Source organism: Streptomyces lasiicapitis, assembly GCF_014646335.1.
GTDB classification, from domain to species: Bacteria; Actinomycetota; Actinomycetes; order Streptomycetales; family Streptomycetaceae; genus Streptomyces; species Streptomyces lasiicapitis.
Genome location: NZ_BMNG01000020.1, coordinates 132,776 through 158,793, shown reverse-complemented (window position 1 = coordinate 158,793; position 26,018 = coordinate 132,776). Strand labels below are relative to the sequence as shown.

General features: G+C 71.9%; 24 protein-coding genes. 8 read left to right on the top strand and 16 right to left on the bottom strand.

The genetic code is table 11. The features are described 5' to 3' along the window. Positions 1 to 111: 111 nt before the first annotated feature. Both IEY91_RS36320 and IEY91_RS36315 read left to right on the top strand, forming a co-directional pair. Positions 112 to 837 carry a DUF1016 N-terminal domain-containing protein gene (locus tag IEY91_RS36320; RefSeq protein ID WP_189177190.1) on the top strand — a complete coding sequence of 242 codons (726 nt, stop codon included), beginning with the start codon at positions 112 to 114 and terminating at the stop codon, positions 835 to 837. A 61-nt stretch (positions 838 to 898) separates the two neighbouring features. Then, entirely contained in the window at positions 899 to 3,982 is a 3,084-nt protein-coding gene (locus IEY91_RS36315) for an NACHT domain-containing protein (RefSeq protein ID WP_189177189.1), read from the top strand. A gap of 70 nt (positions 3,983 to 4,052) precedes the next feature. Here IEY91_RS36315 and IEY91_RS36310 read toward each other — a convergent pair whose 3' ends face one another. Beyond that, on the bottom strand, positions 4,053 to 6,578 hold the full coding sequence (locus IEY91_RS36310) for an ATP-dependent Clp protease ATP-binding subunit (protein ID WP_164322188.1): 2,526 nt from the start codon (positions 6,576 to 6,578) through the stop codon (positions 4,053 to 4,055). A 466-nt stretch (positions 6,579 to 7,044) separates the two neighbouring features. On the opposite strand from IEY91_RS36310, the gene IEY91_RS36305 reads away from it, so the two are divergent. Next, positions 7,045 to 7,686 carry an SCO3374 family protein gene (locus IEY91_RS36305; RefSeq protein ID WP_189177188.1) on the top strand — a complete coding sequence of 214 codons (642 nt, stop codon included), beginning with the start codon at positions 7,045 to 7,047 and terminating at the stop codon, positions 7,684 to 7,686. Here IEY91_RS36305 and IEY91_RS36300 read toward each other — a convergent pair. The 12 genes from IEY91_RS36300 to IEY91_RS36245 form a co-directional block, all read right to left on the bottom strand. Further along, positions 7,665 to 8,000, bottom strand: coding sequence for a histone-like nucleoid-structuring protein Lsr2 (locus tag IEY91_RS36300; RefSeq protein WP_164322192.1), 336 nt, complete (start codon positions 7,998 to 8,000; stop codon positions 7,665 to 7,667). The two genes, IEY91_RS36305 and IEY91_RS36300, sit on opposite strands and share 22 nt — an antisense overlap. 225 nt (positions 8,001 to 8,225) lie before the next feature. After that, the gene (locus tag IEY91_RS36295; protein WP_229697457.1) at positions 8,226 to 8,819 is read right to left on the bottom strand and encodes an amino-acid N-acetyltransferase; all 594 of its coding nucleotides are present in this window, start codon (positions 8,817 to 8,819) and stop codon (positions 8,226 to 8,228) included. A 9-nt stretch (positions 8,820 to 8,828) separates the two neighbouring features. Then, positions 8,829 to 9,305, bottom strand: a complete 477-nt coding sequence (locus IEY91_RS36290) for a BlaI/MecI/CopY family transcriptional regulator (RefSeq protein ID WP_229697456.1) — start codon at positions 9,303 to 9,305, stop codon at positions 8,829 to 8,831. 128 nt (positions 9,306 to 9,433) lie between these two features. Beyond that, a complete protein-coding gene (locus tag IEY91_RS36285; RefSeq protein WP_016644144.1) occupies positions 9,434 to 9,613 on the bottom strand; it encodes a hypothetical protein in 180 nt (59 codons plus the stop codon). Positions 9,614 to 9,626: 13 nt separating this feature from the next. Next, positions 9,627 to 10,361, bottom strand: a complete 735-nt coding sequence (locus IEY91_RS36280; protein WP_229697455.1) for a hypothetical protein — start codon at positions 10,359 to 10,361, stop codon at positions 9,627 to 9,629. A gap of 108 nt (positions 10,362 to 10,469) precedes the next feature. Beyond that, positions 10,470 to 10,802 carry a hypothetical protein gene (locus IEY91_RS36275; RefSeq protein WP_189177187.1) on the bottom strand — a complete coding sequence of 111 codons (333 nt, stop codon included), beginning with the start codon at positions 10,800 to 10,802 and terminating at the stop codon, positions 10,470 to 10,472. Positions 10,803 to 10,942: 140 nt separating this feature from the next. Beyond that, positions 10,943 to 11,749 (bottom strand): type III pantothenate kinase, encoded by an 807-nt coding sequence (locus tag IEY91_RS36270; protein ID WP_164322196.1) that lies wholly within the window; start codon positions 11,747 to 11,749, stop codon positions 10,943 to 10,945. Continuing rightward, positions 11,749 to 12,756, bottom strand: coding sequence for a carboxylating nicotinate-nucleotide diphosphorylase (gene nadC / locus IEY91_RS36265; RefSeq protein WP_189177186.1), 1,008 nt, complete (start codon positions 12,754 to 12,756; stop codon positions 11,749 to 11,751). The genes IEY91_RS36270 and nadC overlap by 1 nt, the downstream gene beginning before the upstream one ends. Positions 12,757 to 12,761: 5 nt before the next feature. Continuing rightward, on the bottom strand, positions 12,762 to 14,465 hold the full coding sequence (locus tag IEY91_RS36260; RefSeq protein WP_189177185.1) for an L-aspartate oxidase: 1,704 nt from the start codon (positions 14,463 to 14,465) through the stop codon (positions 12,762 to 12,764). Continuing rightward, positions 14,462 to 14,614, bottom strand: a complete 153-nt coding sequence (locus IEY91_RS36255) for a hypothetical protein (RefSeq protein WP_189177184.1) — start codon at positions 14,612 to 14,614, stop codon at positions 14,462 to 14,464. Before IEY91_RS36255 ends, IEY91_RS36260 begins: the two co-directional genes overlap by 4 nt. Beyond that, positions 14,611 to 15,618: a pantoate--beta-alanine ligase gene (panC, locus tag IEY91_RS36250; protein ID WP_189177183.1), complete on the bottom strand. Its 1,008-nt coding sequence runs from the start codon at positions 15,616 to 15,618 to the stop codon at positions 14,611 to 14,613. The genes IEY91_RS36255 and panC overlap by 4 nt, the downstream gene beginning before the upstream one ends. Then, the gene (locus IEY91_RS36245; protein ID WP_229697464.1) at positions 15,615 to 16,526 is read right to left on the bottom strand and encodes a Rossmann-like and DUF2520 domain-containing protein; all 912 of its coding nucleotides are present in this window, start codon (positions 16,524 to 16,526) and stop codon (positions 15,615 to 15,617) included. The genes panC and IEY91_RS36245 overlap by 4 nt, the downstream gene beginning before the upstream one ends. A 210-nt stretch (positions 16,527 to 16,736) precedes the next feature. Between IEY91_RS36245 and IEY91_RS36240 the strand changes: the two genes are divergently transcribed. Both IEY91_RS36240 and IEY91_RS36235 read left to right on the top strand, forming a co-directional pair. Then, positions 16,737 to 17,966: a threonine aldolase family protein gene (locus tag IEY91_RS36240; protein WP_189177182.1), complete on the top strand. Its 1,230-nt coding sequence runs from the start codon at positions 16,737 to 16,739 to the stop codon at positions 17,964 to 17,966. 481 nt (positions 17,967 to 18,447) lie between these two features. Beyond that, positions 18,448 to 19,554, top strand: a complete 1,107-nt coding sequence (locus IEY91_RS36235) for a DUF5937 family protein (protein WP_189177181.1) — start codon at positions 18,448 to 18,450, stop codon at positions 19,552 to 19,554. Between the two features lie 76 nt (positions 19,555 to 19,630). On the opposite strand, the gene IEY91_RS36230 is transcribed toward IEY91_RS36235, so the two are convergent. Together IEY91_RS36230 and IEY91_RS36225 are read right to left on the bottom strand one after the other, a co-directional pair. Next, on the bottom strand, positions 19,631 to 20,308 hold the full coding sequence (locus IEY91_RS36230) for a response regulator transcription factor (RefSeq protein WP_164322211.1): 678 nt from the start codon (positions 20,306 to 20,308) through the stop codon (positions 19,631 to 19,633). A 155-nt stretch (positions 20,309 to 20,463) separates the two neighbouring features. Then, complete coding sequence (locus tag IEY91_RS36225) at positions 20,464 to 21,666, bottom strand: sensor histidine kinase (RefSeq protein WP_164322213.1); 1,203 nt, start codon at positions 21,664 to 21,666, stop codon at positions 20,464 to 20,466. Positions 21,667 to 21,838: 172 nt separating this feature from the next. Between IEY91_RS36225 and IEY91_RS36220 the strand changes: the two genes are divergently transcribed. After that, positions 21,839 to 22,792, top strand: a complete 954-nt coding sequence (locus tag IEY91_RS36220; protein WP_189177204.1) for an SAM-dependent methyltransferase — start codon at positions 21,839 to 21,841, stop codon at positions 22,790 to 22,792. 20 nt (positions 22,793 to 22,812) lie between these two features. Here IEY91_RS36220 and IEY91_RS36215 read toward each other — a convergent pair whose 3' ends face one another. Next, positions 22,813 to 24,006, bottom strand: coding sequence for an NADH-quinone oxidoreductase subunit D (locus tag IEY91_RS36215; RefSeq protein ID WP_373288096.1), 1,194 nt, complete (start codon positions 24,004 to 24,006; stop codon positions 22,813 to 22,815). Positions 24,007 to 24,069: 63 nt separating this feature from the next. Here IEY91_RS36215 and IEY91_RS36210 point away from each other — a divergent pair, with 63 nt between their 5' ends. Next, positions 24,070 to 24,585 carry a PH domain-containing protein gene (locus IEY91_RS36210; RefSeq protein ID WP_164322224.1) on the top strand — a complete coding sequence of 172 codons (516 nt, stop codon included), beginning with the start codon at positions 24,070 to 24,072 and terminating at the stop codon, positions 24,583 to 24,585. Continuing rightward, a complete protein-coding gene (locus IEY91_RS36205; RefSeq protein WP_373288100.1) occupies positions 24,570 to 25,967 on the top strand; it encodes a PH domain-containing protein in 1,398 nt (465 codons plus the stop codon). The genes IEY91_RS36210 and IEY91_RS36205 overlap by 16 nt, the downstream gene beginning before the upstream one ends. Positions 25,968 to 26,018 lie beyond the last annotated feature (51 nt).

The window sequence follows — 26,018 nt, the reverse complement described above, 5'->3', positions numbered from 1 at the left end:
ACCCATGACCTCCTGGCGTCACATCCGAACTCCCGCTCCACCCCCACACGTTCGGATGACCCGACACGGATCACCCTCCTGTAAAGCACCGCCTGCGCAAACCTCGACCCCATGTACCCCACGTACAAGGACACCGAAGCCATGGCACCCGCCCCACCGGACCCCGCCGACCCTTCGGCGTACGACGACCTCCTCGGGCAGGCCCGGGACACCGTCACCGCCGCACGCACCCGCACGCGGCAGGCGGTGAACGCCGAGCTCGTCCAGACGTACTGGCAGATCGGCAAGCTGCTGCTGTCCCACGAGGAACAGGCCGACCGGGGTGACCCGGAAGCCCCGGACGACCGGGACACCGACTTCGTGGCCCGCCTCGCCGCCGACCTGAAGGCCGCCCACCCGACCCAACGCGGCTTCTCCCGGCGGAACCTGACACACATGCGCAAGCTGGCCCGCACCTGGCCGGGACGGATCGCGCAGCGCCCCGTCGCCCAGCTCCCCTGGGGCCACATCACCGTACTGATGGACCGTCTGGAGACCCGCGCGGAGCTGGACTTCTACGCCACCGAGGCCGTCCAGCGGGGCTGGTCCCGCGCCGAACTCGACGAAGCGATCCACCGGCACCTGCACCGCGCCCACGGAGCCATTCCGCTGGACCTCGACGTGACGCTCCCCGAGGACTCGCCCGCGCAGACGGAGCTGGCCGGGGACCCGTTCCGCCTTGACTTCCTGCGGCTTGACGGCTGCGGGGACGATGCCCGCGGGGGCGCGGACGAAGGCCGCACCCCCGACGGTCGCGGCACCGACGAACGTGGCGTCGACGCCACCCCGCGCCCATGAGACGCTGCCGTGCCGCAGGGCGCACCGTTCACGGTCCACGTCACAGGGGGACACACCGCACATGGATCCCGCACTGCTCGGCACGCGGCTCGCGGCGTCCGCCGTGGCACCGCTCCTGAAGAAGCTGTTCCGCCAGGACGGCCCCGGCGCGGGCCTCACCGAGGGGCCCGTGCGCCTGGCGTCCCTCGTCTCCTTCCGTGGCGAGAAACGCACCCTCGCGGAGCCCGACGTACGGAAGCTGGCCGCCCGCCTGGTCGAGCGGGCCGCCGCGTCGCCCGGCGAACGGCCGGTGCCCCCGGACGAGGAGACGGCCGTCGCCGACGCCCTCGCCCGCACCCTCCTCGGCCTCGGCGACCTGGAGATGGACGACGTCCAGGCGGTACGTCTCGGCCACCGGGAACTCGCCCGCGAGCTCCGCGCCCGCACCCCCGCCCCGGCCCATCTCTCCGCCGACGCCACCGCCTTCCTCGACTCCCTCACCGAGCTGGCCTGCGTCCACGTCGTCCACTTCTTCACCCAGCGGTCGACCTTCGTGGCCCGCACCCTGGTGGAGCAGACGCGCAGCCAGGCGGAACTCATAGCCAAACTTGACGAGTTGATCGCCCGGAACCCCCGCCCGGACGTGGCCGCCGCCGCGTTCGAGCGCCGCTACCTCGACCACATCGCCGAGAAGCACAACCGCATCACCATCTACGGCATCGACCTCCGCGAGTCCCCCGACCGCTGGCCCCTGGAAGTCGCCTACCTGAGCCTGGAGGCGACCAGCACCGAAAGCCGCCCCCACGACGACCTCGAAGCCCTCCTCGACGCAGGGCCCGTCACCGTCCATCTCCCCGCCGACGCGGCCCTCGCCGAACACCCCCGCGTGCTGCTGCGCGGCGACGCGGGCTCCGGCAAGACGACGCTCGTCCAGTGGCTCGCCGTCAGCACCGCCACCCGCACCCGCGCCGCCCCCACCCCGTCCGCCTCCGACCGCGTCCCCTTCGTACTCCCCTTACGTACGCTGATCAGAACCGGAACCCTGCCCTCCCCGGACGCCTTCCTCACCGCCGTCGGCTGCCCGCACACGCCGCCCGACGGCTGGGCCTCGGGCGTCCTCCGCGCCGGCCGCGGGCTCGTCCTGATCGACGGCGTCGACGAGGTGCCCGCCGCCGACCGCGTTCGCACCCGCGACTGGCTCCTCGACCTCACCCACGCGTATCCCGCCAACCAGTGGCTGGTCACCTCGCGTCCCACGGCCGTCCGCCCCACCTGGCTCGCCGAGCGCGACTTCCGCGAGCTCGCGCTCGCGCCGATGAACCGCGCCGACGTCGCCACGTTCGTGCACCGCTGGCACACGGCAGCGGACGCCGAGCCGTACGCGGAACAGCTCCTTTCCTCCCTGCGCGCCAAACGCGACCTGGCCCGCATGGCCACCAACCCCCTGATGTGCGGCCTGATCTGCGCCCTGCACCGCGAACGCCGTGGCTTTCTCCCCCAGAGCCGCAAGTCCCTCTACGACGCGGCCCTCTCCATGCTCCTCACCCGCCGCGACCGCGAACGGGGTATGGGCGCGCCCGACGGCATCGAGCTCACGGAGGAGGCCCAGCTCGACCTCCTCCAGTCCCTCGCGTACGGCCTGACCCTCAGCGGACGCACGGAAATGGACCACGACGGCGCGCTGCTGTTGCTGGAGCGCGCCCTCCCGAACATCGCCTCCGCCGCCGAACAGGGCGACGCCGCGGCCGTCTTCCGCCACCTGCTGCACCGCAGCGGGCTGCTGCGCGAACCCGGTCCCGACGCCGTCGACTTCGTCCACCGCACCTTCCAGGACTACCTGGGCGCCCGCGCCGCCGTGTCCGAGGGCCACCTCGACGCCCTCGTCTCCCACGCCGACGACCCCCAGTGGGAGGACGTGATCCGCATGTCGGTGGCCCACGCCCGCCCCACCGAACGCAACACGCTGTTACGCAAGCTGCTGTCAGCCGACACCGGCCCCCGAGTCGCCCTCCTGGCCCTGGCCTGCCTGGACGACGCGACGTCCCTGTCCCCCGCGGTACGGCAGGAGGTGGAGGCCCGGGCGGCGGGCCTCATACCTCCACGCACGGCAGCGGAGTCCCGCGCGCTGGCGGAGGCGGGGCCCTTGGTCCTTGAGCTGCTTCCGGGCCCGGAGGGGCTTTCGGATGATGAGGCGTTGGGGGTGGTCCATACCGCGCGGCTCGTGGGCACGGACGCCTCTCTGCCTGTGCTGAAGCAGTTCCGGGGCCATACTGAGTCAAGTGTCCGCGTGCAGCTCCTCCAGACCTGGGAACAGTTCGACGCCGATGAGTACGCCGACGAAATCCTTTCCGGGGTGTCTCCGCAGGGCGTGTTCTTCACAGCAAAGAACAGGGCACAGGCGCGAGCATTGCGCCGGATCGGTGCACAGCCTCTGGTCACCATTTTCGGCGCTTACACAGCGCGGGACCTGCTCACTTTTGTCACCCCGGACACGCTCACCCACCTGCACGTCATCGACAACCCCGAGCTGTCCGATCTCACCCCGTTCACATCCCTGCAGCGGCTCAACGCCCTCGGGCTTTCGTCGTGCCAGGCACCGTTGGATCTCAGCCCACTCGCCACGCTGGAGTTGTCCTCGCTGACCCTGGGCACTGCCGTGCGGGGTCTGGAGCGTCTGACGACTCTGCGCACCCTTTACATCAGCTCGCTGTTGGAAGGCGGAAATCTCAACGCATCGTTGCCCACCTGCGCGCCTTTGGAGTTCCTCACTCTCATCGGCAGGGCAACGGTCAGCAATAGGCTGCGAGGCTTGGGACATTGGCAGACTCTGAGACACCTCGCCTTGGTCGCCCCCGAGGGTGAACTCACCTCTGAGCACTTCGAAGAGATGGCCGCTCATCCTTCCCTCAACGAACTCAGCCTGGAAAGGGGCCTTCTCCCTGCGTTCACGCAGTCCCCAGAACTCCTCGGAATCGAAACGCTCCGCCTATCCGGGCTGCATGGAACCGAGGACCTCACCCACCTGAGCAGGGTGTTCCCAGGAGTACGCACAGTCACCATTGGCGCCAACGGAGATCACCGATTGTCGGCCGATCGCTACACCAGCCTGTTTCCGGAAGCCAACGTCGAGGTGCGCAACACCTTCTGGAACACGCCACCCGCCTGACAAAAAGGGGCTGCCCCGAACCGTAAGGTCCGGGGCAGCCCCAAGCATGCCGCTCAGCAAAGCGCCAGCGTCACGCCTCCTTGCTCAGGTTGGGCCCAGCCCCACCCGCAGCGGACTCGATCGGCGGCACGTCCGGCAGTGCCGCCTTCTCCTCGCCACGGAACGTGAACGTGGCGGTCTCGCCCTCGCCCTCCGTGTCGACGACGACGATGTGCCCGGGGCGCAGCTCGCCGAAGAGGATCTTCTCGGAGAGCGTGTCCTCGACCTCGCGCTGAATGGTGCGGCGCAGCGGCCGCGCACCCAGGACGGGGTCGTACCCCTTCTTGGCGAGGAGCTCCTTCGCGGACTGGGAGAGCTCGAGGCCCATGTCCCGGTCCTTCAGGCGCTCGTCCACCTTGCCGATCATGAGGTCGACGATCTCGAGGATGTCGCCCTGGGTGAGCTGCGGGAAGACGACGACGTCGTCCACACGGTTGAGGAACTCGGGCCGGAAGTGCTGCTTGAGCTCGTCCGAGACCTTGTTCTTCATGCGCTCGTAGTTGGACTTGGTGTCACCCTGCGCGGCGAAGCCCAGGTTGAAGCCCTTGGAGATGTCCCGCGTGCCGAGGTTGGTCGTCATGATGATGACCGTGTTCTTGAAGTCGACGACGCGGCCCTGGGAGTCGGTCAGGCGACCGTCCTCCAGGATCTGGAGCAGCGAGTTGAAGATGTCCGGGTGGGCCTTCTCGACCTCGTCGAAGAGGACCACGGAGAACGGCTTGCGCCGCACCTTCTCGGTCAGCTGACCGCCCTCTTCGTAGCCCACGTAGCCGGGGGGCGAGCCGAAGAGGCGCGAGACCGTGTGCTTCTCGCTGAACTCCGACATGTCGAGGGAGATCAGCGCGTCCTCGTCACCGAAGAGGAACTCGGCGAGGGCCTTGGAGAGCTCGGTCTTACCGACACCGGAGGGGCCCGCGAAGATGAACGATCCACCGGGGCGCTTGGGGTCCTTCAGACCCGCTCGCGTACGCCGGATCGCCTTCGAGAGCGCCTTGACGGCGTCCTTCTGGCCGATGACGCGCTTGTGGAGCTCGTCCTCCATGCGCAGCAGACGGGAGGACTCCTCCTCCGTCAGCTTGAAGACCGGGATGCCGGTGGCCGTCGCGAGGACCTCGGCGATGAGCTCGCCGTCGACCTCGGCGACGACGTCCATGTCGCCGGCCTTCCACTCCTTCTCGCGTTTGGCCTTGGCGGCCAGGAGCTGCTTCTCCTTGTCGCGCAGGGAGGCGGCCTTCTCGAAGTCCTGGGAGTCGATCGCCGACTCCTTGTCCCGGCGCACGCCCGCGATCTTCTCGTCGAACTCGCGGAGGTCCGGCGGCGCGGTCATCCGGCGGATGCGCATCCTGGAGCCGGCCTCGTCGATCAGGTCGATCGCCTTGTCGGGCAGGAAGCGGTCCGAGATGTACCGGTCGGCCAGGGTGGCGGCCTGGACCAGGGCTTCGTCGGTGATGGAGACGCGGTGGTGCGCCTCGTACCGGTCGCGGAGGCCCTTGAGGATCTCGATGGTGTGCGGGAGGGAAGGCTCCGCCACCTGGATCGGCTGGAAGCGGCGCTCGAGGGCCGCGTCCTTCTCAAGGTGCTTGCGGTACTCGTCCAGAGTCGTCGCGCCGATGGTCTGGAGCTCGCCGCGGGCCAGCATGGGCTTCAGGATCGAAGCCGCGTCGATGGCGCCCTCGGCGGCACCCGCACCCACGAGCGTGTGCAGCTCGTCGATGAACAGGATGATGTCGCCGCGGGTGCGGATCTCCTTGAGGACCTTCTTCAGGCGCTCCTCGAAGTCACCGCGGTAGCGCGATCCTGCGACCAGGGCGCCGAGGTCCAGGGTGTAGAGGTGCTTGTCCTTGAGGGTCTCGGGCACCTCGCCCTTGACGATGGCCTGGGCCAGGCCCTCGACGACCGCCGTCTTGCCGACGCCGGGCTCGCCGATGAGGACCGGGTTGTTCTTCGTACGGCGGGACAGCACCTGCATGACCCGCTCGATCTCCTTCTCGCGCCCGATGACCGGGTCGAGCTTGGACTCACGAGCGGCCTGGGTGAGGTTCCGGCCGAACTGGTCGAGGACCAGGGACGTGGAGGGCGTGCCCTCGGCAGGACCGCCGGCGGTGGCGGTCTCCTTGCCCTGGTAGCCGGAGAGCAGCTGGATGACCTGCTGCCGCACCCGGTTGAGATCGGCACCCAGCTTGACCAGGACCTGGGCGGCGACGCCCTCGCCCTCACGGATCAGGCCGAGCAGGATGTGCTCCGTGCCGATGTAGTTGTGGCCCAGCTGAAGGGCCTCGCGGAGCGACAGCTCCAGGACCTTCTTGGCACGGGGGGTGAAGGGGATGTGCCCGGACGGAGCCTGCTGGCCCTGCCCGATGATCTCCTCCACCTGCTGGCGGACCGCCTCAAGCGAAATGCCGAGGCTCTCCAGGGCCTTTGCGGCGACACCTTCACCCTCGTGGATCAGGCCCAGGAGGATGTGCTCGGTGCCGATGTAGTTGTGGTTGAGCATCCGGGCTTCTTCCTGAGCCAGGACGACAACCCGCCGCGCGCGGTCGGTGAACCTCTCGAACATCGTTAATCGCTCCTCAGAGCGGTCAGGCAGTAAGGGGACGCTCCCCTCCCTGTCCTTCCGCAGCTTAGTCCCGCAAGCGGGGACCGCTCATTCCAACTGCCGACACCCGTCCGGATCACCCTCACTACGGTAGAGAACGCTTCCTGACTCCAACGCCGACATATGCTCCAACCTGATGGTGCGAGACGATGTTCCCGCAGGCCAGGCAGTTACCCTCACCGGCAGTACGCCGTTGGCGAACGTGAGACGCCTGAACACCGCGTGTCGCCCCTCCCCACTAGGGATGTCTTACCCGTATGCACTGACACTCCATGCAGCGCGCACCGGTTCCCTCCGCTACGGGCGAACACCCTTGCGCGACCGAGTACGCCATCACGCCCCCCTTTCGACCACCGTACGCATCCGTGTCGACACCCAGCGTGACGTGGACCGTAACCCCAGCGTGCCTCGCGCTGTTGCTCGGGGCATGGCCCTCAGCGTTCCCCACCCCAGGCCGCCGGTCGACGAGCGCGGCCCGCACGGCGCGGCCCCATGGGATCCGGCGGCGGTGCGGTGCTGGTACGAGAACGGCCTGGGCTGGGCCGTGACTCCCGGGCCGGACATCCGGCTGCTCACGGGGCTGCGCTTCGACGTGTTCGAGCTGCCGGCCGAGGCGGGATTCGCGGCGCTGCGGCATGTGGGCCCGAAGGCGCCCGTGGCCCTGCACGGCGAGACGATGCGGCTGTTCGTGGCCGCGGGCAGCGCGGACGAGCTGCCGGGGCTGCTCGACTGGCTGGAGTGGGGGGACATCCCCCTGGACCTGAAGGCGATCGGCGCGGGCGGTCTGGTCGACGCGCCCACCCCTCCCGGCCCGCCCGGTCCGCGAGGGGCCGCCGTCTGGCTGCGGCCCCCCGAGCCCGGCTACGAGGTGGAGGCGACGCTGCCGTCACTCACGGCCGCGGCGACCCTGGCGCCGAGCGCGGCCCTGTGCGCGGGCGGCAGCGGAACCGACCCCCATTCCGGCTCCGCCGCGGGCTCCGATCTCGTACGCCTCGTGGACACGGCGGCAACGCAGTGCCACCGGGTCCGGCTGTGGCGCACGAGCAGTCAGCCGTTGGCCTTCTCGTAGGCCTCGCGGATGGACGCGGGGACGCGGCCGCGGTCGTTGACCTCGAAGCCGTTGTCCTTCGCCCACGCGCGAATCTGCGCCGTGTCCTGGCTGCCGCCCGAAGCCGCGGCGCGCGCCTTGCCGCGTCCGCTGGAGCGGCCCCCGGTCCGACGGCCGCCCTTGAGGTACGGCTCGAGAAGACCGCGCAGCTTGTCGGCGTTCGCGGTGGTGAGATCGATCTCGTACGACTTGCCGTCCAGCGCGAACGTCACGGTCTCGTCCGCCTCGACGCCATCGAGGTCATCGACAAGAAGGACCTGAACCTTCTGTGCCACCGGATTTCCTTTCATCGATAACTTCAGGGCCGAACCGTGCGGCATGAGCCGCAGATTCCCCGCCCCCTGTTATATGCAGCACTGCAGTACGTCGGAAAGCAAACCGCTTTTCCTGGAAAAACACAAACCCCTGGGAGAGACCGGCTGCACGAGATCCCGGGAAACATGCGCGTTTCGGACATAGGGCACCCGGGCATGTGACTGCCCGGAATAGCTCGGTCACGATCACAGATGCAGAAGCATCCGGCTGTTGCCCAAGGTGTTCGGTTTCACTCGTTCGAGGCCGAGGAACTCCGCGACGCCCTCGTCATAGGAACGCAGCAGCTCGCTGTAGACATCTGTGTCGACCGTATCGACGGGCGTCTCACCGATCTCCACGAAGCCGTGCTTGGCGAAGAAGTCCACTTCGAAGGTGAGGCAGAAAACCCGCCGGACACCGAGCCAGCGGGCGGTCCGCAGCAACTCACCGAGCAGCCGATGCCCCACGCCCGCGCCCTTGACCTGTGGATTCACCGCCAGCGTGCGTACTTCGGCAAGGTCTTCCCACATCACGTGCAGCGCGCCGCAGCCGACCACAGGACCCGCTTTGCCGTCCTCCGCCGCGCGTTCCGCGACCCAGAACTCCTGGATGTCCTCGTAAAGCGTGACCGTCGCTTTGTCGAGCAGGATGCCCCGGCGGACGTACGGGTCGAGCAGGCCCCGGACCGCGGGCACATCGGCGGTGCGGGCCCTGCGTACGGAGACCGCATTTGCCGGGAGCACACCGCGCGCGCCGAGTTCGCCGGGCGCCTGCGGGAGTTCGTCGGGCTGTGCTGGCATGAGCGGACGCTATCGTTCGGACCCCGGCTCGGGGGCTGTGGGGTTCTGCTCGGCTTCCGCCTCGCGTTCGGCCCCGGCTTCGGCTTCCGCCCTTCGATCCGCTTCGGCTTCCGCCTTGCGATCCGTGTCGCCTTCCACCATGCGAACGGCGTCGCTCAGCGCTTCCCGCTGCTGCGGCGACATCATCCCGAAGAAGGCGACGAGAGCGGCCGCCGGGTTGTCACTCTGCGACCAGGCTTCGTTCATCAGTGCGGCGGCGTACGCGGCACGCGTGGAGACCGCCTCATATCGATAGGCCCGGCCTTCCGCTTCGCGGCGCACCCAGCCCTTCTGATGGAGATTGTCCAAAACGGTCATGACGGTCGTGTACGCGATGGACCGTTCCTGCTGAAGGTCTTCCAGGACTTCTCGAACGGTCACGGGGCGGTTCCACTTCCACACCCGGGTCATCACTGCGTCTTCGAGTTCTCCCAATGGGCGAGGCACGCTTGAACAATAGTGGGCGAGGTCACTAATGGCGTGATGGACGTGGCATACCGGGCATTTCCGCAACAAAAAGGGCGTACGACTCGGTGTCGAGTCGTACGCCGGGGGCATGGCGGGCGGGCGAGCGCTCAGGCGTCGCCGGTCTTCGGGGTCTGCCGGACCGACTCGGCGCGGGCGATCGCCGCGTCGACGGCGGCGTCCTCCTTGGCCTTGTTGGCGCCGCCCTGGGTCTTGACGATCGTCACGATGAGGCCGACGAAGAACACGGCCATCACTACGGGGGGCACGAGCGCGGAGACGTAGTCCATGCCCCCAGCGTAGCTAGCCCGCGGCGAGCTCCTGCGCCGGGGCGGCAGGCGGTGCCGGGCGTTTGGGCGGGAACACCTCGGCCGGGGTGGGCACGGGGCGGGGCCGCTCCTGGGGTGTCGCGGGGGGCTCGGCGGGCGGGGTCGGGCGGGGGGCGGGCCTCTGGTCCTTCTCGGTCTTCTCGTCGGCGGCCGTGAGCCCGCCGGGCAGGGCGAGCAGGCGGGTGCGGGACGGGGGCACCGCGGGACGGGTCTTCGCGGACGGGCCCTGCGCGGGCCGCGACGCGGGCACCGCGGGTCTGCCCGCGCCGGTCCGGGCAACGTTGCCCCTGGCCTCCGTGGCCGCCGCGAGGCGCGCCCGCACGGCCTCCTCCGCGAGCGTCCGGCAGCGGTCGAGCAGCGCGGCAGCGCGCGGGTTGCCGCGCAGGGCGCGCAGCGCCGCGAGGTCGTCGGCGCCCGGCCGGTACCCGGTGGGGAGCACGTCCTCCAGGAGCTCCAGATACCCGGCCGCGGTGCCGGGCAGCGCGGCCCGGTAGCGCGCGAGATCGGCCACCAGGAAGGCGCGCAGCCGGGCGCCCTCGCGCACCGCCTCGTCGATGTCGTCGGCGAGGCGCACGCAGGCCTGCACGGTCTGGTCGTCAAGGACACGAACGGTACTGGGGTGCAGGGCGTGGGCCAGAGCACGGCGGAGCACTCGCAGCTCCTGCGCGCCGAAGGCCATGCCGCCCCGGGATCCGTATGGCGTGGGCATGGGGTGACGATACGCGGAAGACGAACAAAATCCTCTTAACGGACACCCGTCGGGGTGGCGGCCCGGGTGGCGGCCCCTCCCCGTCGGGTCAGTCCTGTCGGCGCCGGATCAGTCCTGTCGGCGCCGGGTCGTCGCGAACGCGACCGCTCCCACGCCGAGCGCGCCCGCCGCCCCGGCCACGATCCACGGAACGATCCCCGCCCCGGTGTCCGCCATGCGCCCCGCGGGGGCCTGGGTGGACGCGGGCGACGGGGTCGCTGTCGCCTCGGGCGGGCCCGGCGTCGGCGACGAGACGGCCGGACCGTCGGCCGCCGCCACCGTCACGGGTGCCGTCACCACGGGCTCCGCCGCCAAGGACACAGCCGCCACGGGCGCCACTCCCCCCGTCAGCGCCACCACCGCGACCGCCGCCACGACACCCAGCCGTGTCTTGCCCCTCATCCGCCCCACGCTCATCAGACACCCGCACCAGACACCCGGTCAGAACCCCCCGCAGCACAGACTCTTGGAGGAGGACCCGGGTTGTCCCGCGGATGCGAAAACTTGGCGACCGTCCGCGCCTCGCGGCGTGAAACGCGCGCTCAGCCGCGTGACACGTTCCGTTCGTAGACGAGCCGAAGGCCGATCAGCGTCAGCCAGGGCTCGTGCTCGTCGATGACGGCCGCCTCGCCGAGCACCATCGGCGCGAGCCCGCCCGTCGCGATCACGGTCACTTCCTCGGGGTTGCCGTCCGGCCCCGCCAACTCGCGCGCCATGCGCTGCACGACGCCGTCGACCTGCCCCGCGAAGCCGTACAGGATGCCCGACTGCATGGCCTCCACGGTGTTCTTGCCGATGACGCTGCGCGGCCGGGCCAGCTCGATCTTGCGGAGCTGCGCGCCGCGTACGCCGAGGGCCTCCACGGAGATCTCGATGCCGGGGGCGATGACACCGCCCGCGTACTCCCCGCGCGCGGAGACCGCGTCGAACGTCGTCGCCGTACCGAAGTCCACGACGATCGCGGGGCCTCCGTAGAGCTCGACCGCCGCGACCGCGTTGATGATGCGGTCGGCGCCGACCTCCTTGGGGTTGTCCATGAGGATCGGGACGCCGGTCTTGATGCCGGGCTCTACCAGGACGGCGGGCACGTCTCCGTAGTAGCGCCTTGTGACCTCGCGCAGCTCGTGCAGGACCGACGGGACGGTGGAGCAGATCGCGATGCCGTCGATGCCGTCGCCGAGTTCCTCGCCGAGCAGCGGGTGCATGCCCATCAACCCGTTGAGGAGCACGGCCAGTTCGTCGGCGGTGCGGCGGGCGTCGGTGGAGATGCGCCAGTGCTCGACGATGTCCTCGCCGTCGAACAGGCCGAGGACGGTGTGGGTGTTGCCTACGTCGATGGTGAGCAGCATCAGCCCGCGGCCTCTCCGGAGACCGTGGCTTCGCGGAGGTCCAGGCCGATGTCGAGAATCGGCGAGGAGTGGGTGAGGGCGCCCACCGCGAGGTAGTCGACGCCCGTGCGCGCGTACGTCGCGGCGTTCTCCAGGGTGAGGCGGCCGGAGGACTCCAGGAGGGCGCGGCCGCCCACGAGGGCGACGGCCTCCTCGGTCTCGCCGGGCGTGAAGTTGTCCAGGAGGATCAAGTCGGCGCCGGCGTCGACGACTTCGCGGAGCTGGTGCAGGGTGTCGACCTCGACCTCGACGGCCAGGCCCGGGAACATCTCCCGTACGGCCTTGAAGGCCTGTGTCACGCCGCCCGCGGCGACCACGTGGTTGTCCTTGACCAGGGCGGCGTCGGCGAGCGACATGCGGTGGTTGACGCCGCCGCCCATGCGGACCGCGTACTTCTCCAGGGAGCGCAGTCCCGGTGTCGTCTTGCGGGTGTCGCGGACCTTGGCGGCGGTGCCCTCCAGGGCATCCGCCCACGCGCGCGTGGCGGTCGCGATGCCGGACAGGCGGCACAGCAGGTTCAGGGCGCTGCGCTCGGCGGTGAGCAGGTCGCGGGTGTGCGCGGTGACGCTCAGGAGCACGTCGCCGGCCTCGATCCGCTCGCCGTCCTCGACGTGCCGCTCGACCTCGAACTCGTCCTGGCAGACGACGGAGAGCACGGCCTCCGCGACCCGCAGGCCCGCGACCGTGCCCGCCTCGCGCGCGGTGAAGTCGGCCGTGGCGACGGCGTCTTCGGGGATGGTGGCGACGGTCGTGACGTCCACGGCGTCCGGCGAGAACTCCATGTCCTCGGCGATGGCGAGGTGCGCGATGTCCTCGATCTGGACGGGGTCGAGGCCCGCGTCGTCCAGCATCCGGGCGAGCGTGGGGTCGAGGCCGCACTCCATCGCGTCGGGCGCCGCGTCGCCGCAGCCGCAGGCGTCGCCGCAGCCGCCGGTACCGCCGGCGAGGGGGAGGTCGGGGGTGCTCACGTCGGTCACTGCTCCTGGGTGCTGGGGAAACGGGCGTTGTCGGTGGTGCGGGTGGCGAGGGTCCGGTCGGGATTGAGGCGTACGACGATGTGGCGTCCCCATGCCGCGTCGTCGCGGTCCGCGTGGTCCTCGCGCCAGTGGCAGCCACGAGTCTCCTCGCGCCGCCGTGCCGCCGCCACAAGAACGCGGGCGACGCACAGGAGGTTGGTGGTCTCCCAGGCCTCCACACCGGGCTCTGCGGTCTTGCCGTCCTCGGCCAGCGCGCCCGCCGCGTCCGCGTGGACGGCGGCGAGCCGGTCGGCGGCCTCGGCGAGGGACGCGGCGGAGCGCAGCACTCCGGCGCCCCGGGTCATCACGCGCTGGATGGTGAAGCGGGCCTCCGGGGGCAGCAGCGGGTGGGCGGGCCGCTCCGGGGTCGCGGTGTCGGCGGGCACGCGCGCGTGGAGGGCGCCATCGGAGTGCAGGGCGGTGATGTCGTCCGCGATGCGCTCTGCGTAGACCAGGCCCTCCAGGAGGGAGTTGGAGGCGAGCCGGTTGGCACCGTGCACACCCGTGCAGGCGACCTCGCCGCACGCGTACAGGCCCGGCACCGTGGTGCGGCCGTACAGGTCGGTGCGGACGCCGCCGGAGGCGTAGTGGGCGGCCGGGGAGACCGGCACTGGCTCGGTGACCGGGTCGATGCCGTGGGCGCGACAGGCGGCCAGGATCGTCGGGAAGCGGGTGGCCCACATGTCGGCGCCGAAGTGGCGGGCGTCCAAGTACATGTGCTCGGCGCCCTGTTCCTGCATGCGGCGCGTGATGCCCTTGGCGACGATGTCGCGCGGTGCCAGCTCGGCGAGCTCGTGCTGGCCGACCATGAAGCGCACGCCGTCGGCGTCGACCAGGTGGGCGCCCTCGCCGCGCACGGCTTCGGAGACGAGCGGCTGCTGGCCCTCCGCGTCCGCCCCCAGGAAGAGCACGGTCGGGTGGAACTGCACGAACTCCAGGTCGGAGACCTCGGCGCCCGCGCGCAGGGCGAGTGCGACGCCGTCGCCCGTCGACACGGACGGGTTCGTGGTCGCGGAGAACACCTGGCCCATGCCGCCGGTGGCGAGCACCACGGCGGGCGCGTGCACGGCGCCCACGCCGTCGTGCTGGCCCTCGCCCATGACGTGCAGGGTGACGCCGGCGGTGCGCCCCTCGTCGTCCGTGAGGAGGTCGAGAACCAACGCGTTCTCGACCGTCGGTATCCCCCGCGCGCGGACCGCTTCGACGAGGGCGCGGGAGATCTCCGCGCCGGTGGCGTCGCCGCCCGCGTGCGCGATGCGGCGGCGGTGGTGGCCGCCCTCGCGGGTGAGCGCGAGGGCGCCCTCCTCGGACTCGTCGAAGTGCGCGCCGGTCGCGATGAGGCGGTGTACGGCGTCGGGTCCCTCGGTGACGAGGGTGCGCACCGCCTCCTCGTCGCACAGGCCCGCGCCCGCCACGAGGGTGTCGTCCAGGTGCTGTTCGGGGGTGTCGCCCTCGCCGAGTGCCGCCGCGATGCCGCCCTGTGCCCAGCGCGTGGAGCCGTCGTCCAGGCGGGCCTTGGTGACGACGACCGTGTTCAGGCCGGCCGCCGAGCAGCGCAGGGCGGCGGTGAGGCCCGCCACTCCGGAGCCGACGACCACGACGTCGGCGTCGAGCGACCAGCCGGGGGCGGGGGCGTACAGCCGTATGCCGGTGGCACTCATGCGGGGGCTCCGATCCGGGTCGGGCGGGCGTCTGCGGCGATGTCGGTGACGATGGTGGTGTCAGTGACGGTGGTGATGTCGGTGACTGTGGTGCTGCCGGTGCCGACGACAGTGACGGTGGCGGTGCGGCCGTCCGGGTGCGCGCTCATGCGGGGGCTCCGAACGTCAGCGGGATGTTGTCGATCAGGCGGGTCGTGCCGACCTTGGCGGCGACGGCGAGGACCGCCTCGCCCTCGTATCCGGAGCGGATCTCCTGGAAGTCGGCCGGGTCGACCAGCGCCAGGTAGTCCAGGACCAGCGGCGGGCGCAGCCGGGCGCCCTCGTCGAGGACCTGGCAGGCGGCGGCGCGGACCGCGTCGGGCCCGGCGGGGCCGGTGGGCGCGGCCTGGGCGACGGCGTGCGCGTCGGCGGCGGCGCGGGCCTCCCCCAGGGCGTTCAGGCCGTCCACGCGCGCGTGCGTCGCGGGGGCGAGGGCGGCGCGGGCGCGCAGGGCCTCCTGGGCGGCGTGCCGGTCGCGGCCGGCGAACAGGGCGCGGGAGAGCGTGAGCGCGGTGCGGCGCTCCTCGGGCGACAGGTAGCGGTTGCGGCTGGAGCGGGCGAGGCCGTCGTCCTCGCGCACCGTGTCCACGCCGACGATCTCCACGTCGAAGTTCAGGTCGCGCACCATGCGGCGGATCACGGCGAGCTGCTGGGCGTCCTTCTGGCCGAACAGCGCCACGTCGGGCGCCGTCAGGTGCAGCAGCTTGGCGACGACGGTGAGCACGCCGTCGAAGTGCCCGGGGCGGGTGGCGCCTTCGAGGACGGTGCCCATGGGGCCCGCGGTCACGCGGACCTGGGGCTCGCCTCCGGGGTAGACCTCGTCCGCGGAGGGGGCGAAGACGACGTCCGCGCCCGCCTGCGAGGCGGTCTTGATGTCGGCTTCCAGGGTGCGCGGATAGCGGTCCAGGTCCTCGCCCGCGCCGAACTGGAGCGGGTTCACGAAGACCGTGACGACGACTTCGCCGTCGGGTCCGGCCGCCTCGCGTGCCGTGCGGACCAGCGTGGCGTGGCCCTCGTGCAGGGCGCCCATGGTCATCACGACGACGCGGCGCCCGGCACGCGCGCGGGCGCGCAGTTCGGCGGCAGTGTGCAGCAGGTCGGTCGCGTGGCTCATGCGCCCTCTCCGTCCGTGGTCCCGCCGCGCGGTCCGTCCGGGCCGCCGGGGGCGGTCACGCCGCCCGCGAGGACGCCGAGGAGGTCCTCGGCGAGCTCCGGCTTGAGGAGGCCGTGGGCGAGGGCGCGGTCGGCGGTCGCGCGGGCCATCGCGAGGTAGCCGGCGACGGTCTGCGGCGCGTGCTTGCGCAGTTCGGCGACGTGCGCGGCGACCGTGCCCGCGTCGCCGCGCGCGACGGGTCCGGTCAGGGCCGCGTCGCCGGAGCGCAGGGCGTTGTCGAGCGCGGCGCCGAGCAGCGGGCCGAGCATGCGGTCCGGGGCGGCCACGCCCGCGTCGCGCAGCAGCTCCATGGACTCGGCGACCAGCGTGACCAGGTGGTTCGCACCGAGCGCGAGGGCCGCGTGGTAGAGCGGGCGGGCCTCTTCGGCGATCCACTCGGGCTCGCCGCCCATCTCGATGACCAGGGCCTCCGCGGCGAGCCGCAGCTCGTCGGGGGCGGTCACGCCGAACGAGCAGCCCGCCAGGCGCTGTACGTCCACGGCGGTGCCGGTGAACGTCATCGCGGGGTGCAGCGCGAGGGGCAGCGCGCCCGCGCGCAGGGCGGGGTCGAGGACCTTCGTGCCGTACCGCCCGGAGGTGTGCACGAGCAGTTGGCCGGGGCGCACCGCGCCCGTCTCGACGAGGCCTTCGACCAGTCCGGGCAGCGCGTCGTCCGGCACGGTCAGGAGGACCAGGTCGGCGCGCGCGAGGACCTGGGCGGGCGCGACGAGCGGCACGTCGGGCAGCAGCGCGGCGGCGCGCCGCACGGAGCTGTCGGACACCCCGGACGCGGCCACCGGGCGGTGCCCGGCGAGCTGGAGCGCCGCCGCGAGAGCGGAGCCGACACGGCCCGCTCCGACGACGCCCACGGTGAGCCGCGCGGGGCGGTCCCTGGGGTCCGACCGGGGCTCCGGGTGCTGCTCCGGCCGGTGAGATGCGTTCACGCTCTGACGCCTTCCGTTCCAGTCCGCTCGGGGTACCGGACGATTTCTCGTCATGCTAACGCTATTGCCTCGCGCGGCGCCGTCGGCCGTCCACAGCCTGTGGGCATTCGTACGACCGCGCGCGATGATCTGTGGATGACCGCAAACGGCGCGCGGGACGACCGCGCAGGCGAGCTGGACGCACGGACCGACGGCGAGGACGGGCCGGCGGCGACGAAGGACGGCGAGGGCGCCCCGGCCGAGCCCGACGAGCGGGCCCGGCGGCTCGCCGCCGCGCGCGGCGCGAAGCTGATCCTGGCCCGCCCCCCGATGGGCCTCACCCTGGCCGAGCGGCTTTCGGACCTGGCCGCGGGCGCCGCCGGTGTCGCGGACATGGAGCAGCTCGGCGACATGTACGGCGACGGCGTGGTCGCCGACCTGGAGGACGAGGTCGCCCGGCTCCTCGGCAAGGAGGACGCCGTCTTCTTCCCCACGGGCACGATGGCCCAGCAGGTCGCGCTGCGCTGCTGGGCGGGGCGCACCGGCAACGCGACGGTGGCCCTGCACCCGCGCTCGCACCCGGAGGTCCACGAGGGGGGCGCCCTCTCCGTGGTGAGCGGTCTGCGCACCGTGCACCCCACGGACGAGCCGCGCTCCCCCACGGCCGACGAAGTGCGCGACTTCGAGGAGCCGTTCGGCACGCTGATGCTGGAACTGCCCCTACGGGAGGCCGGTTACGTCCTGCCCACCTGGGAGGAGCTCACGGACGTGGTGGCGGCGGCGCGCGAACGGGACGCCGTGGTGCACTTCGACGGGGCGCGCCTGTGGGAGTGCACGACACACTTCGGCCGCCCGCTGACGGAGATCGCCGCGCTCGCGGACAGCGTCTACGTGTCGTTCTACAAGTCGCTCGAAGGCATCGCGGGCGCCGCGCTCGCCGGTCCGCGCTCGCTGACGGAGGAGGCCCGCGCCTGGCGGCACCGGTACGGCGGCCTGATGTTCCAGCAGTTCCCGACCGCCGTGTCGGCCCTGCTCGGCCTCAAGCGGGTCCTGCCGCGCCTGCCGGAATACGTCGCCCACGCGCGCGTGGTGGCCGACGCGCTGCGGGACGGCCTCACGGCCTCGAAGGTGCCGTGGTCGCGCGTGCACCCCGATCCGCCGCACACCCACCAGTTCCAGGTCTGGCTGCCGTACCCGCCCGAGGTCCTGAACGAGGCGACGGTCGCGCAGTCCGAGGAGACCGGCACGCAGCTCTTCTGGCGCTGGTTCCCCGACGGCCCGCCGGGCCTGTCCGTCACGGAGGTCACCGTGAACGGACCGGGCCTGGCATGGACGGCCGAGGACGTCAGGGAAGCGACCGAGGAGTTCGCGCGCCGCCTCCCCTGAGACCACGCAGAAGCCGCGCAAGCGCCCCCCGCACCCGCCCCCGAGCCGGCCGCTCGTGCACGACGGCGTTGAACCGCCCGTAGTCCCGCACCTCACGCACGACCTGCCAGTCGTTGGTCCCCGGGGCGGGCGGTGTCCGCTCCCCGAGCTGGGCGGCACGGTAGGCATCAAGCAGGTACTGCTGAGTAACACTCATGGCACATAGACCTTTCACGGCAAAGGGTACTTAACGGACACTCGACGAACAACGGAGGGCCGAATCAGCCCGTCCGGCGCTTGAGGACGAGCCGCGAAGCGGCAATAGCGGGGAAAGGGGCGCAGCCCCATGAGGACAAGGAGGGCGACAACGCCGGCGCCCCGGCCGGTGCGGCTGACCGGCGATGCCCCAAACCTGCGCGAGGCCCAAGGCCCGTGTCGCGTGGATTGACGTCAGTCGTCAATCGACGACGGCGATGTCAGTGGCGCGGTGCACCATGGGGACATGAGCGTGAGCATCGACATCACCGGCCTGACGCCGGAGCGGATCCACGTCGTGCCCTCGCCCCTCAGCGAGCTCGGCACGGCACTGCACGCGCTGTCCGAGCCCGCTCACCACCCGGGGCTGCAGGGCTGGGCGACAGCCGTTTCGGCGCGGCTGTCCCCGTGCCTCGCGGACCGCATGTGCGAGGCGGACTTCCTGTGGCGGACGACGTTCTCCGACGTCTTCGCGCCTTTCGCGGGCATCCCCGGCAGGACCACCCTCCCCGGTGCCACGCTCGCCGAAGAGCTCGACCTCCTGGACAAGCTGACGGACGAGCAGTTCGTGGACGCCGCCCTGGAGTTCACCTGCCAACTGTCGTACGACCAGCGGTCGACGAACCCCCTGCACGACCCGAAGATGCGCCGCCACGCCCTGGAGCTGGCCGCCGCGCGCGGGGACCACCAAGTGCGGTTCACCAAGCGGCTGCTGGACGATCCGCCCGTCGTGCGGGCCTGGTTCCGGCAGCTGATGGAGGACTGCGACGAGGCGTTCTTCGCGGACACCTGGTCCCGGGTCAGCCAGCAGCTCGCGGCGGACGCCCGCCACAAGACCGAACTGCTGCGGCGCATGGGCTTGAAGGAAGCCCTGAAGGCCATCTCCGGAGCGGTGTCCCTGGACGAGGAGGCCCGGCGGATCACGGTCGACAAGATGGCCGTGGGCCACCATGTGACCGGCGACGGTGGCCTGGTCCTGGTGCCGACCAGCCTCGGCTGGCCCCACCTGATGGTCCTGCACCGGTACGGCTGGCAGTCCTCGATCACCTACCCCGTGAACACCCCGGGCCTGGCCGCCCCCGCCTCCGTGGAGCAGCTCACGCGCCGCATGGCCGCGCTCTCCCACCCCGTCCGCATGCGCCTGTGCCGCCACCTGGCCCGCGGGTCGTACACCACGGGAGAGCTGGCCGACGCCCACGGCATGACGGCACCCGAGATATCCCGGCACCTGAGCGTCCTGAAGAAGGCCGAGCTGATCACCACCCGCCGCCGCGGGCGGTACGTACAGCACCAGCTCGACCTGAGCGTGGTCTCACGCCTGGGCAGCGAGTTCATCGAGGGCGTGCTGCGCTGAGGCCACACACCGCGCCGAGGCCGCACACCGCGCGGGACACCCGGCGCCCGCGTGGGCGCACCGCCCCGCGCGGGGCTCAGCCCGCGCCGCCCCCGCCCGCCCGCACAAGCCCCGTCTCGTAGGCGAGCACGACCACCTGCACGCGGTCGCGCAGCCCGAGCTTGGTCAAGATGCGGCCCACGTGCGTCTTCACGGTCGCCTCGGAGAGCACCAGGCGCGCGGCGATCTCGCCGTTCGACAGACCCTGGGCGACGAGCACCATGACCTCGCGCTCGCGCTCGGTGAGCCGCTCCAGCTCCTTGTGCTGCGGCTGGCCGCCCGCGCTCGGCAGCATCGGCGCGAAGCGGTCGAGCAGGCGCCGCGTCGTGGACGGCGCGACGACCGCGTCGCCGCTGTGCACGGACCGGATGGCGGCGAGCAGTTCGGCCGGCGGCACGTCCTTCAGCATGAAGCCGGACGCACCGGCCTTCAGGCCCGAGAAGGCGTACTCGTCGAGGTCGAAGGTGGTCAGGATGAGCACCTTCGGCGGATTGGCGTCGGCGCAGATGCGCCGCGTCGTCTCCACACCGTCCAGCTTCGGCATGCGGACATCCATCAGGACCACGTCGACGGCCGTGGCCCGCAGCTCCTGCAGCGCCTCGACGCCGTCACCGGCCTCCGCAACGACCTCCATGTCCGGCTGCGCCGCGAGGACCATCCGGAACCCGGTGCGCAGCAGCACCTGGTCGTCGACGAGCATCACGCGGATCGACATCAAAGGGGTCCCTTCATAGGGGGTTCACGGGAGGCTCCCGAACACATCATCGCCGACGGCTCGGGAGGCATCGACCGGGCGTCGACCGGGCTCGGGCAGTACAGGTCCATCGACAGGTACATCGACAGGTGCAGCGGCTGGTGCAGTGACAGGTGTCAGTGTGCGGGCTTCAGTGGAAGAAGGGCGCTGATGCGGAAACCGCCGCCGGGGCGGGGGCCCGCGTCGAGCGTGCCGCCGACCATGCCGACGCGCTCGCGCATGCCGATCAGGCCGTGCCCGCTGCCGTCGGCGCCGCCGTCCTCGTACAGCTCGTGCGGGGCGCCCTTGCCGTCGTCCTCGACGAGCAGCCCCAGGCCGTCGTCGAAGTAGACGAGCCGGACGCTCGCCCCGGCGTTCTCGCCGCCGTGCTTGCGGGTGTTGGTCAGCGCCTCCTGGACGATGCGGTACGCGGTGAGCTCGACGCCGCTGGGCAGCGGGCGCGGGGTGCCCTCCACCTTGAAGTCGACCGGCAGGCCCGCGCAGCGCACCTGCTCTATCAGCTCGTCGAGCTGCTCCACGTCCGGCTGCGGGACGTACTCGCCGCTCTCCTCCGGCTCACCCGTGCGCAGCACGCCGAGCAGCCTGCGCATCTCGGCGAGCGCCTGGCGGCCGGTGCCGGAGATGGTGGCGAGGGCCTGCTTGGCCTGGTCGGGCGCCGCGTCAAGGACATAGGCGGCGCCGTCGGCCTGGACGACCATCACCGAGACGTTGTGCGCGACCACGTCGTGCAGCTCGCGGGCGATGCGGGCGCGCTCGGCGGCGACCGCGACCTTGGACTGCGCCTCTCGCTCCTTCTCGAGCCGGTCCGCGCGCTCCTCGAGCTGGGCGAGGTAGGCGCGGCGGGTGCGGATGGAGTCGCCGAGCACCCAGGCGAGCGCGAACGGCACGACCATGAAGACCGTGAAGAGGACGTTGCCCCAGACGCCCGACGTGTTCTCCGGCCAGCGCATCTGCGACAGCGGGGCCGCCGCGAGCCCGCCGACCAGGGCGAACCGCGAGGCCCACCGGGGAGCGTCCGCCGCCGCCGTGTAGATGATCACGAGCATCGCGAAGTTCGCGGGCCCCGGCTTCACGTCGATGAGCATCTGCGCGACGCCGAGCCCCGCGGCGAGCAGCAGCATCCGCTCGGTCATCCGGCGCCGCAGCGCCACCACGAGGCACAGGCCGATGATGATCGGCAGCGACGCGAGGGCCGGATCGCTGGTCTCTGTCTCGGCTACGGCCACCAAGGCAAGCCCGGAGAGCCCGAACAGGACACACGCCCAGAAGGCGTCGACCCCCGTCGGGTGTCTGCGGAGAAAGTCATAGAGGCGCTGCACGTAACCCAGCGTAGGCAACCCGTCGGGCCCCTCGGGTCAACCGGAGGTCCGATCCGTACGACCGTCTCGTACTCCCCAAGGTGGAGGCCCGATTAGCCTTCTCGATGTGACGAACGAGGCACGGGGAGCACAGGAAGCGCCAACCGGCGCGCCGCGCGGCTGGCGGGAGGCCATGGAGACGGCGCTGTACGGCCCGGACGGCTTCTATCGGCGGCCGGAGGGCCCCGCCGCCCACTTCCGCACCTCCGTGCACGCCTCGCCCCTCTTCGCGGGCGCCGTGGCCCGGCTGCTGTGCCGCGTCGACGCCGCGCTCGGGCACCCCGGGGAGCTGGCGTTCGTGGACATGGGCGCGGGCCGCGGCGAGCTGACGACGGGCGTCCTCGCGGCGCTGCCCGCCGAGGTGGCGCCGCGCGTGCGTGCGTACGCCGTGGAGCGCGCCGAACGCCCGGACGGGCTCCACGCGCGCGTGCAGTGGTGCGCGGAGCCCCCGGCCGGCGTGACCGGCCTGCTGTTCGCCAACGAGTGGCTCGACAACGTGCCCCTGGACGTGGCCGAGCGGGCGCCCGACGGCGCGCTCAGGAGGGTCCTCGTACGCGACGACGGCACCGAGGAGCTCGGCGGTCCGGTGGACGGGCCTGACGCCGCGTGGCTCGCGCGCTGGTGGCCGCTCGGCACCGAGTCCGGCCTGCGCGCGGAGATCGGCCGCTCCCGGGACGAGGCCTGGGCGGCGGCCCTGGCGACCCTGACGCGCGGCCTCGCGGTCGCCGTCGACTACGCCCACACGCGGGACAACCGGCCGCCCTTCGGTACGTTGACGGGCTTCCGCGCGGGCCGCGAGGAGCCGCCCGTCCCGGACGGCGACCGCGACATCACCGCCCACGTGGCGCTCGACGCCTGCGCGCTGCCCGACGCCCGCCTGCTCACCCAGCGCACCGCCCTGCGCGCCCTCGGCGTCACCGGCGACCGGCCGCCCCTGGCGCTCGCCTCCAGCGATCCGGCGGCGTACGTACGGGCCCTCACGCGCGCGGGCGAGGCGGCGGAGCTGACGGCGGCCGGCGGGCTGGGGGACTTCGGGTGGCTGGTGCAGCCGGTGGGCGTAGGCGTGGAGGACCTGCTCGCGCCGTGACCCGCCCTCTACGGGGAGGGCTACTTGTCGATGTCGCCGACTACGAAGAACAGCGATCCGAGGATGGCCACCATGTCGGCGACGAGCTGGCCGGGCAGCAGTTCCGTCAGCGCCTGGATGTTGTTGTACGAGGCCGAGCGGAGCTTGAGGCGGTACGGGGTCTTCTCGCCCTTGGAGACCAGGTAGTAGCCGTTGATGCCGAGCGGGTTCTCGGTCCAGGCGTACGTGTGGCCCTCAGGTGCCTTGAGGACCTTCGGAAGGCGCTGGTTGATCGGGCCCTGGGGCAGGTCCGCGATCCGGTCCAGGCAGGCGTCCGCGAGGTCGAGGGCGTTGTGGGTCTGCTCCAGGAGGCACTCGAAGCGGGCCAGGCAGTCGCCGTCCTGGCGGGTCACGACCTTCAGTACGTCGCCGAGCTCGCCGTACGCCAGATACGGCTCGTCGCGGCGCAGGTCGAAGTCCACTCCGGAGGCGCGCGCGATGGGACCGCTCACTCCGTAGGCGTGCACCGCGGCGGCGGAGAGGACGCCCACGCCGCGCGTGCGCCCGCGGAAGATCTCGTTGCCGAGCACCAGGTCGTCGTACACGTCCATGCGCGAACGCACCGAGGCGACGGCGGCGCGCGCCCGCGTCGTCCACCCGGCGGGCAGGTCCTCCTTGAGGCCGCCGACGCGGTTGAACATGTAGTGCATGCGGCCGCCGGAGATCTCCTCCATCACGTTCTGGAGCTCCTCGCGCTCCCGGAACGCGTAGAACACCGGGGTGATGCCGCCCAGTTCGAGCGGGTACGAGCCGAGGAACATCAGGTGGTTCAGGACCCGGTTCAGCTCGGCGAGGAGCGTGCGCGTCCAGACCGCGCGCTCGGGCACCTCCATGCCGAGCATGCGCTCCACACCGAGGACGACGCCCAGCTCGTTCGAGAACGCCGACAGCCAGTCGTGGCGGTTGGCCAGCATCACGATCTGGCGGTAGTCGCGCGCCTCGAAGAGCTTCTCCGCGCCGCGGTGCATATAGCCGATGACGGGCTCCGCGGCTTCGATCCGCTCGCCGTCCAGGACGAGCCGCAGCCGCAGCACGCCGTGCGTGGACGGGTGCTGGGGGCCGATGTTGAGCACCATGTCGGTGCTCTCGGCCGCGCCGCCGATGCCGAAGGTGGCCTCGGCGGGATCCGTCGTCCGCGGCTGCGTCGTGGGCGTGTGCTCCGTCGTGGGGCTCATGCCCACAGTCTGTCGTACGCGCGCGGCCGCACCACTGTCAGATCCCGTACGTACGCTTGTGGCATGGAGACCGGGACGGCGGCGGGGTCAGGCGGATCCACGGGGGAGCCCGACACGGCGCCCGAGTGGACCGGGCTGCCGCGCGGGGTGCTGACGATGCGCAGGATGCTGCTCGTGGTGTGGCTGGTGCCGCTCGCGGTGGCGCTGGGGGTGCTGCTCGGGCTGTTCGCCGGGCCCGTGTGGGCGGCCTTCGCGGCGCTGCCGCTGGCCCTCGCGGCCTGGGGCTGGGAGCTGCTCGCGCGCAACTGGCGCTCGTGGAAGTACGCGGAGCGGGCCGACGACCTGCTCATCAGCCGGGGCGTGCTGTGGCGCGAGGAGACGATCGTGCCGTACGGCAGGATGCAGCTCGTCGAGGTCACCTCCGGCCCCGTGGAGCGCTATTTCGGCCTCGCCGGGGTCCAGCTCCACACGGCGGCGGCCGCCACGGACGCCCGCATCCCCGGCCTCGACCCGAAGGAGGCCGAGCGGCTCCGTGACCGGCTGACGGAGCTGGGCGAGGCTCGATCGGCGGGGCTGTGAACATCGCCGGCGGGGCACCTGAGGCGGAGGGTCGGCCGGGGCCGGGGCCGGGGAGTGAGGTTGAACCCGGAAGCGGGCCTGGGTCCGGGGGTGTGGGGGAGCGGCGGCTGCATCCCGTCACGCCGCTGCGTCGCGCCTGGGCGCCCATCGCGATCCTCGTGGGCTGGGCCTTCCACGACCCTGACGGCACGCAGCGCCGGCTGTCGGAGCTGACGGCGGTCACCCTCGCCCTCGGTGCCACGGCCGTGGTGATCGGCGGGGCTCTCTACGGCTTCCTGAGCTGGTGGTTCACGCACTTCGCGGTGACCGACACGGAACTGCGCATCCGTACCGGCCTGCTGTTCCGGCGCACCGCGCACATCCGGCTCGACCGGCTCCAGGCCGTCGACGTCACGCAGCCGCTCGCCGCCCGCATCGTGGGCGTGGCCAAGCTGAAGCTGGACGTCGTAGGCACCGAGAAGAAGGACGAGCTGGCCTACCTGGACGAGAAGGACGCCGCCGCGCTGCGCGCCGAACTGCTCGCGCGGGCAGCCGGTTTCGCGCCCGAGACGGCGCGCGAGGTCGGCGAGGCGCCGGTGCGCAATCTGCTGCACGTGCAGCCGCGCATGCTGGCGGTGTCCCTGCTGCTCACCGGCGCGCCGTGGGTGCTGCTGGTGGCCGCGCTCGTCGTACCGACGGTCCTGTGGCTGATCACGCACAACGCGTGGACCGTCGTCGCGACCGCGCTGCCCATGCTGGGCGGTGCGTTCGCGAGCAGTGTGGGGCGGTTCGTCGCGGAGTACGACTGGCGGGTGGGCGAGTCGCCCGACGGCCTGCGCATCGACCACGGGCTGCTCGACAAGGCGCACGAGACGGTGCCGCCGGGGCGGGTGCAGACCGTACGCGTCGTGGAGCCGCTGCTGTGGCGGCGGCTCGGGTGGGTGCGGGTGGAGCTGGACGTGGCGGGGTCGGCCAACGGCGTGCTCGTGCCGGTCGCCCCGCGCGCGCACGCGGAGGCGGTGATCGAGCGGATTCTGCCCGGGGTGCGGGTGCCCGCGGCGGGCGAGTTGTCGCTGCCGCCCGCGCGGGCCGCGTGGTGTGTTCCCGTGTGGTGGCACGGGTACGGCCTCGCGGTCACGGACGCCGTGTTCGCCGCGCGGCACGGGCTGTTGCGGCGGCGCCTGTCGTTGGTACCGCACGCGAAGGTGCAGAGCGTCCGCCTTGTGCAGGGCCCCTGGGAGCGGTTCAAGGGCGTTGCCGACGTGAAGGTGGACACCGGGGCCAACAAGACGGTGACCGCGCGCCTGCGGGGCGCTGAGGAGGCCGTCGGCCTCCTGCAGGCCCAGGCGGAGCGGTCCCGGACGGGGCGGCGGGAGGCGCGGCCGGACCGGTGGATGGCCTAGGCGGCCGGCGGGCGGGATTGTGCCCTTCCGTGCACGTCATGGCGCCGTGGG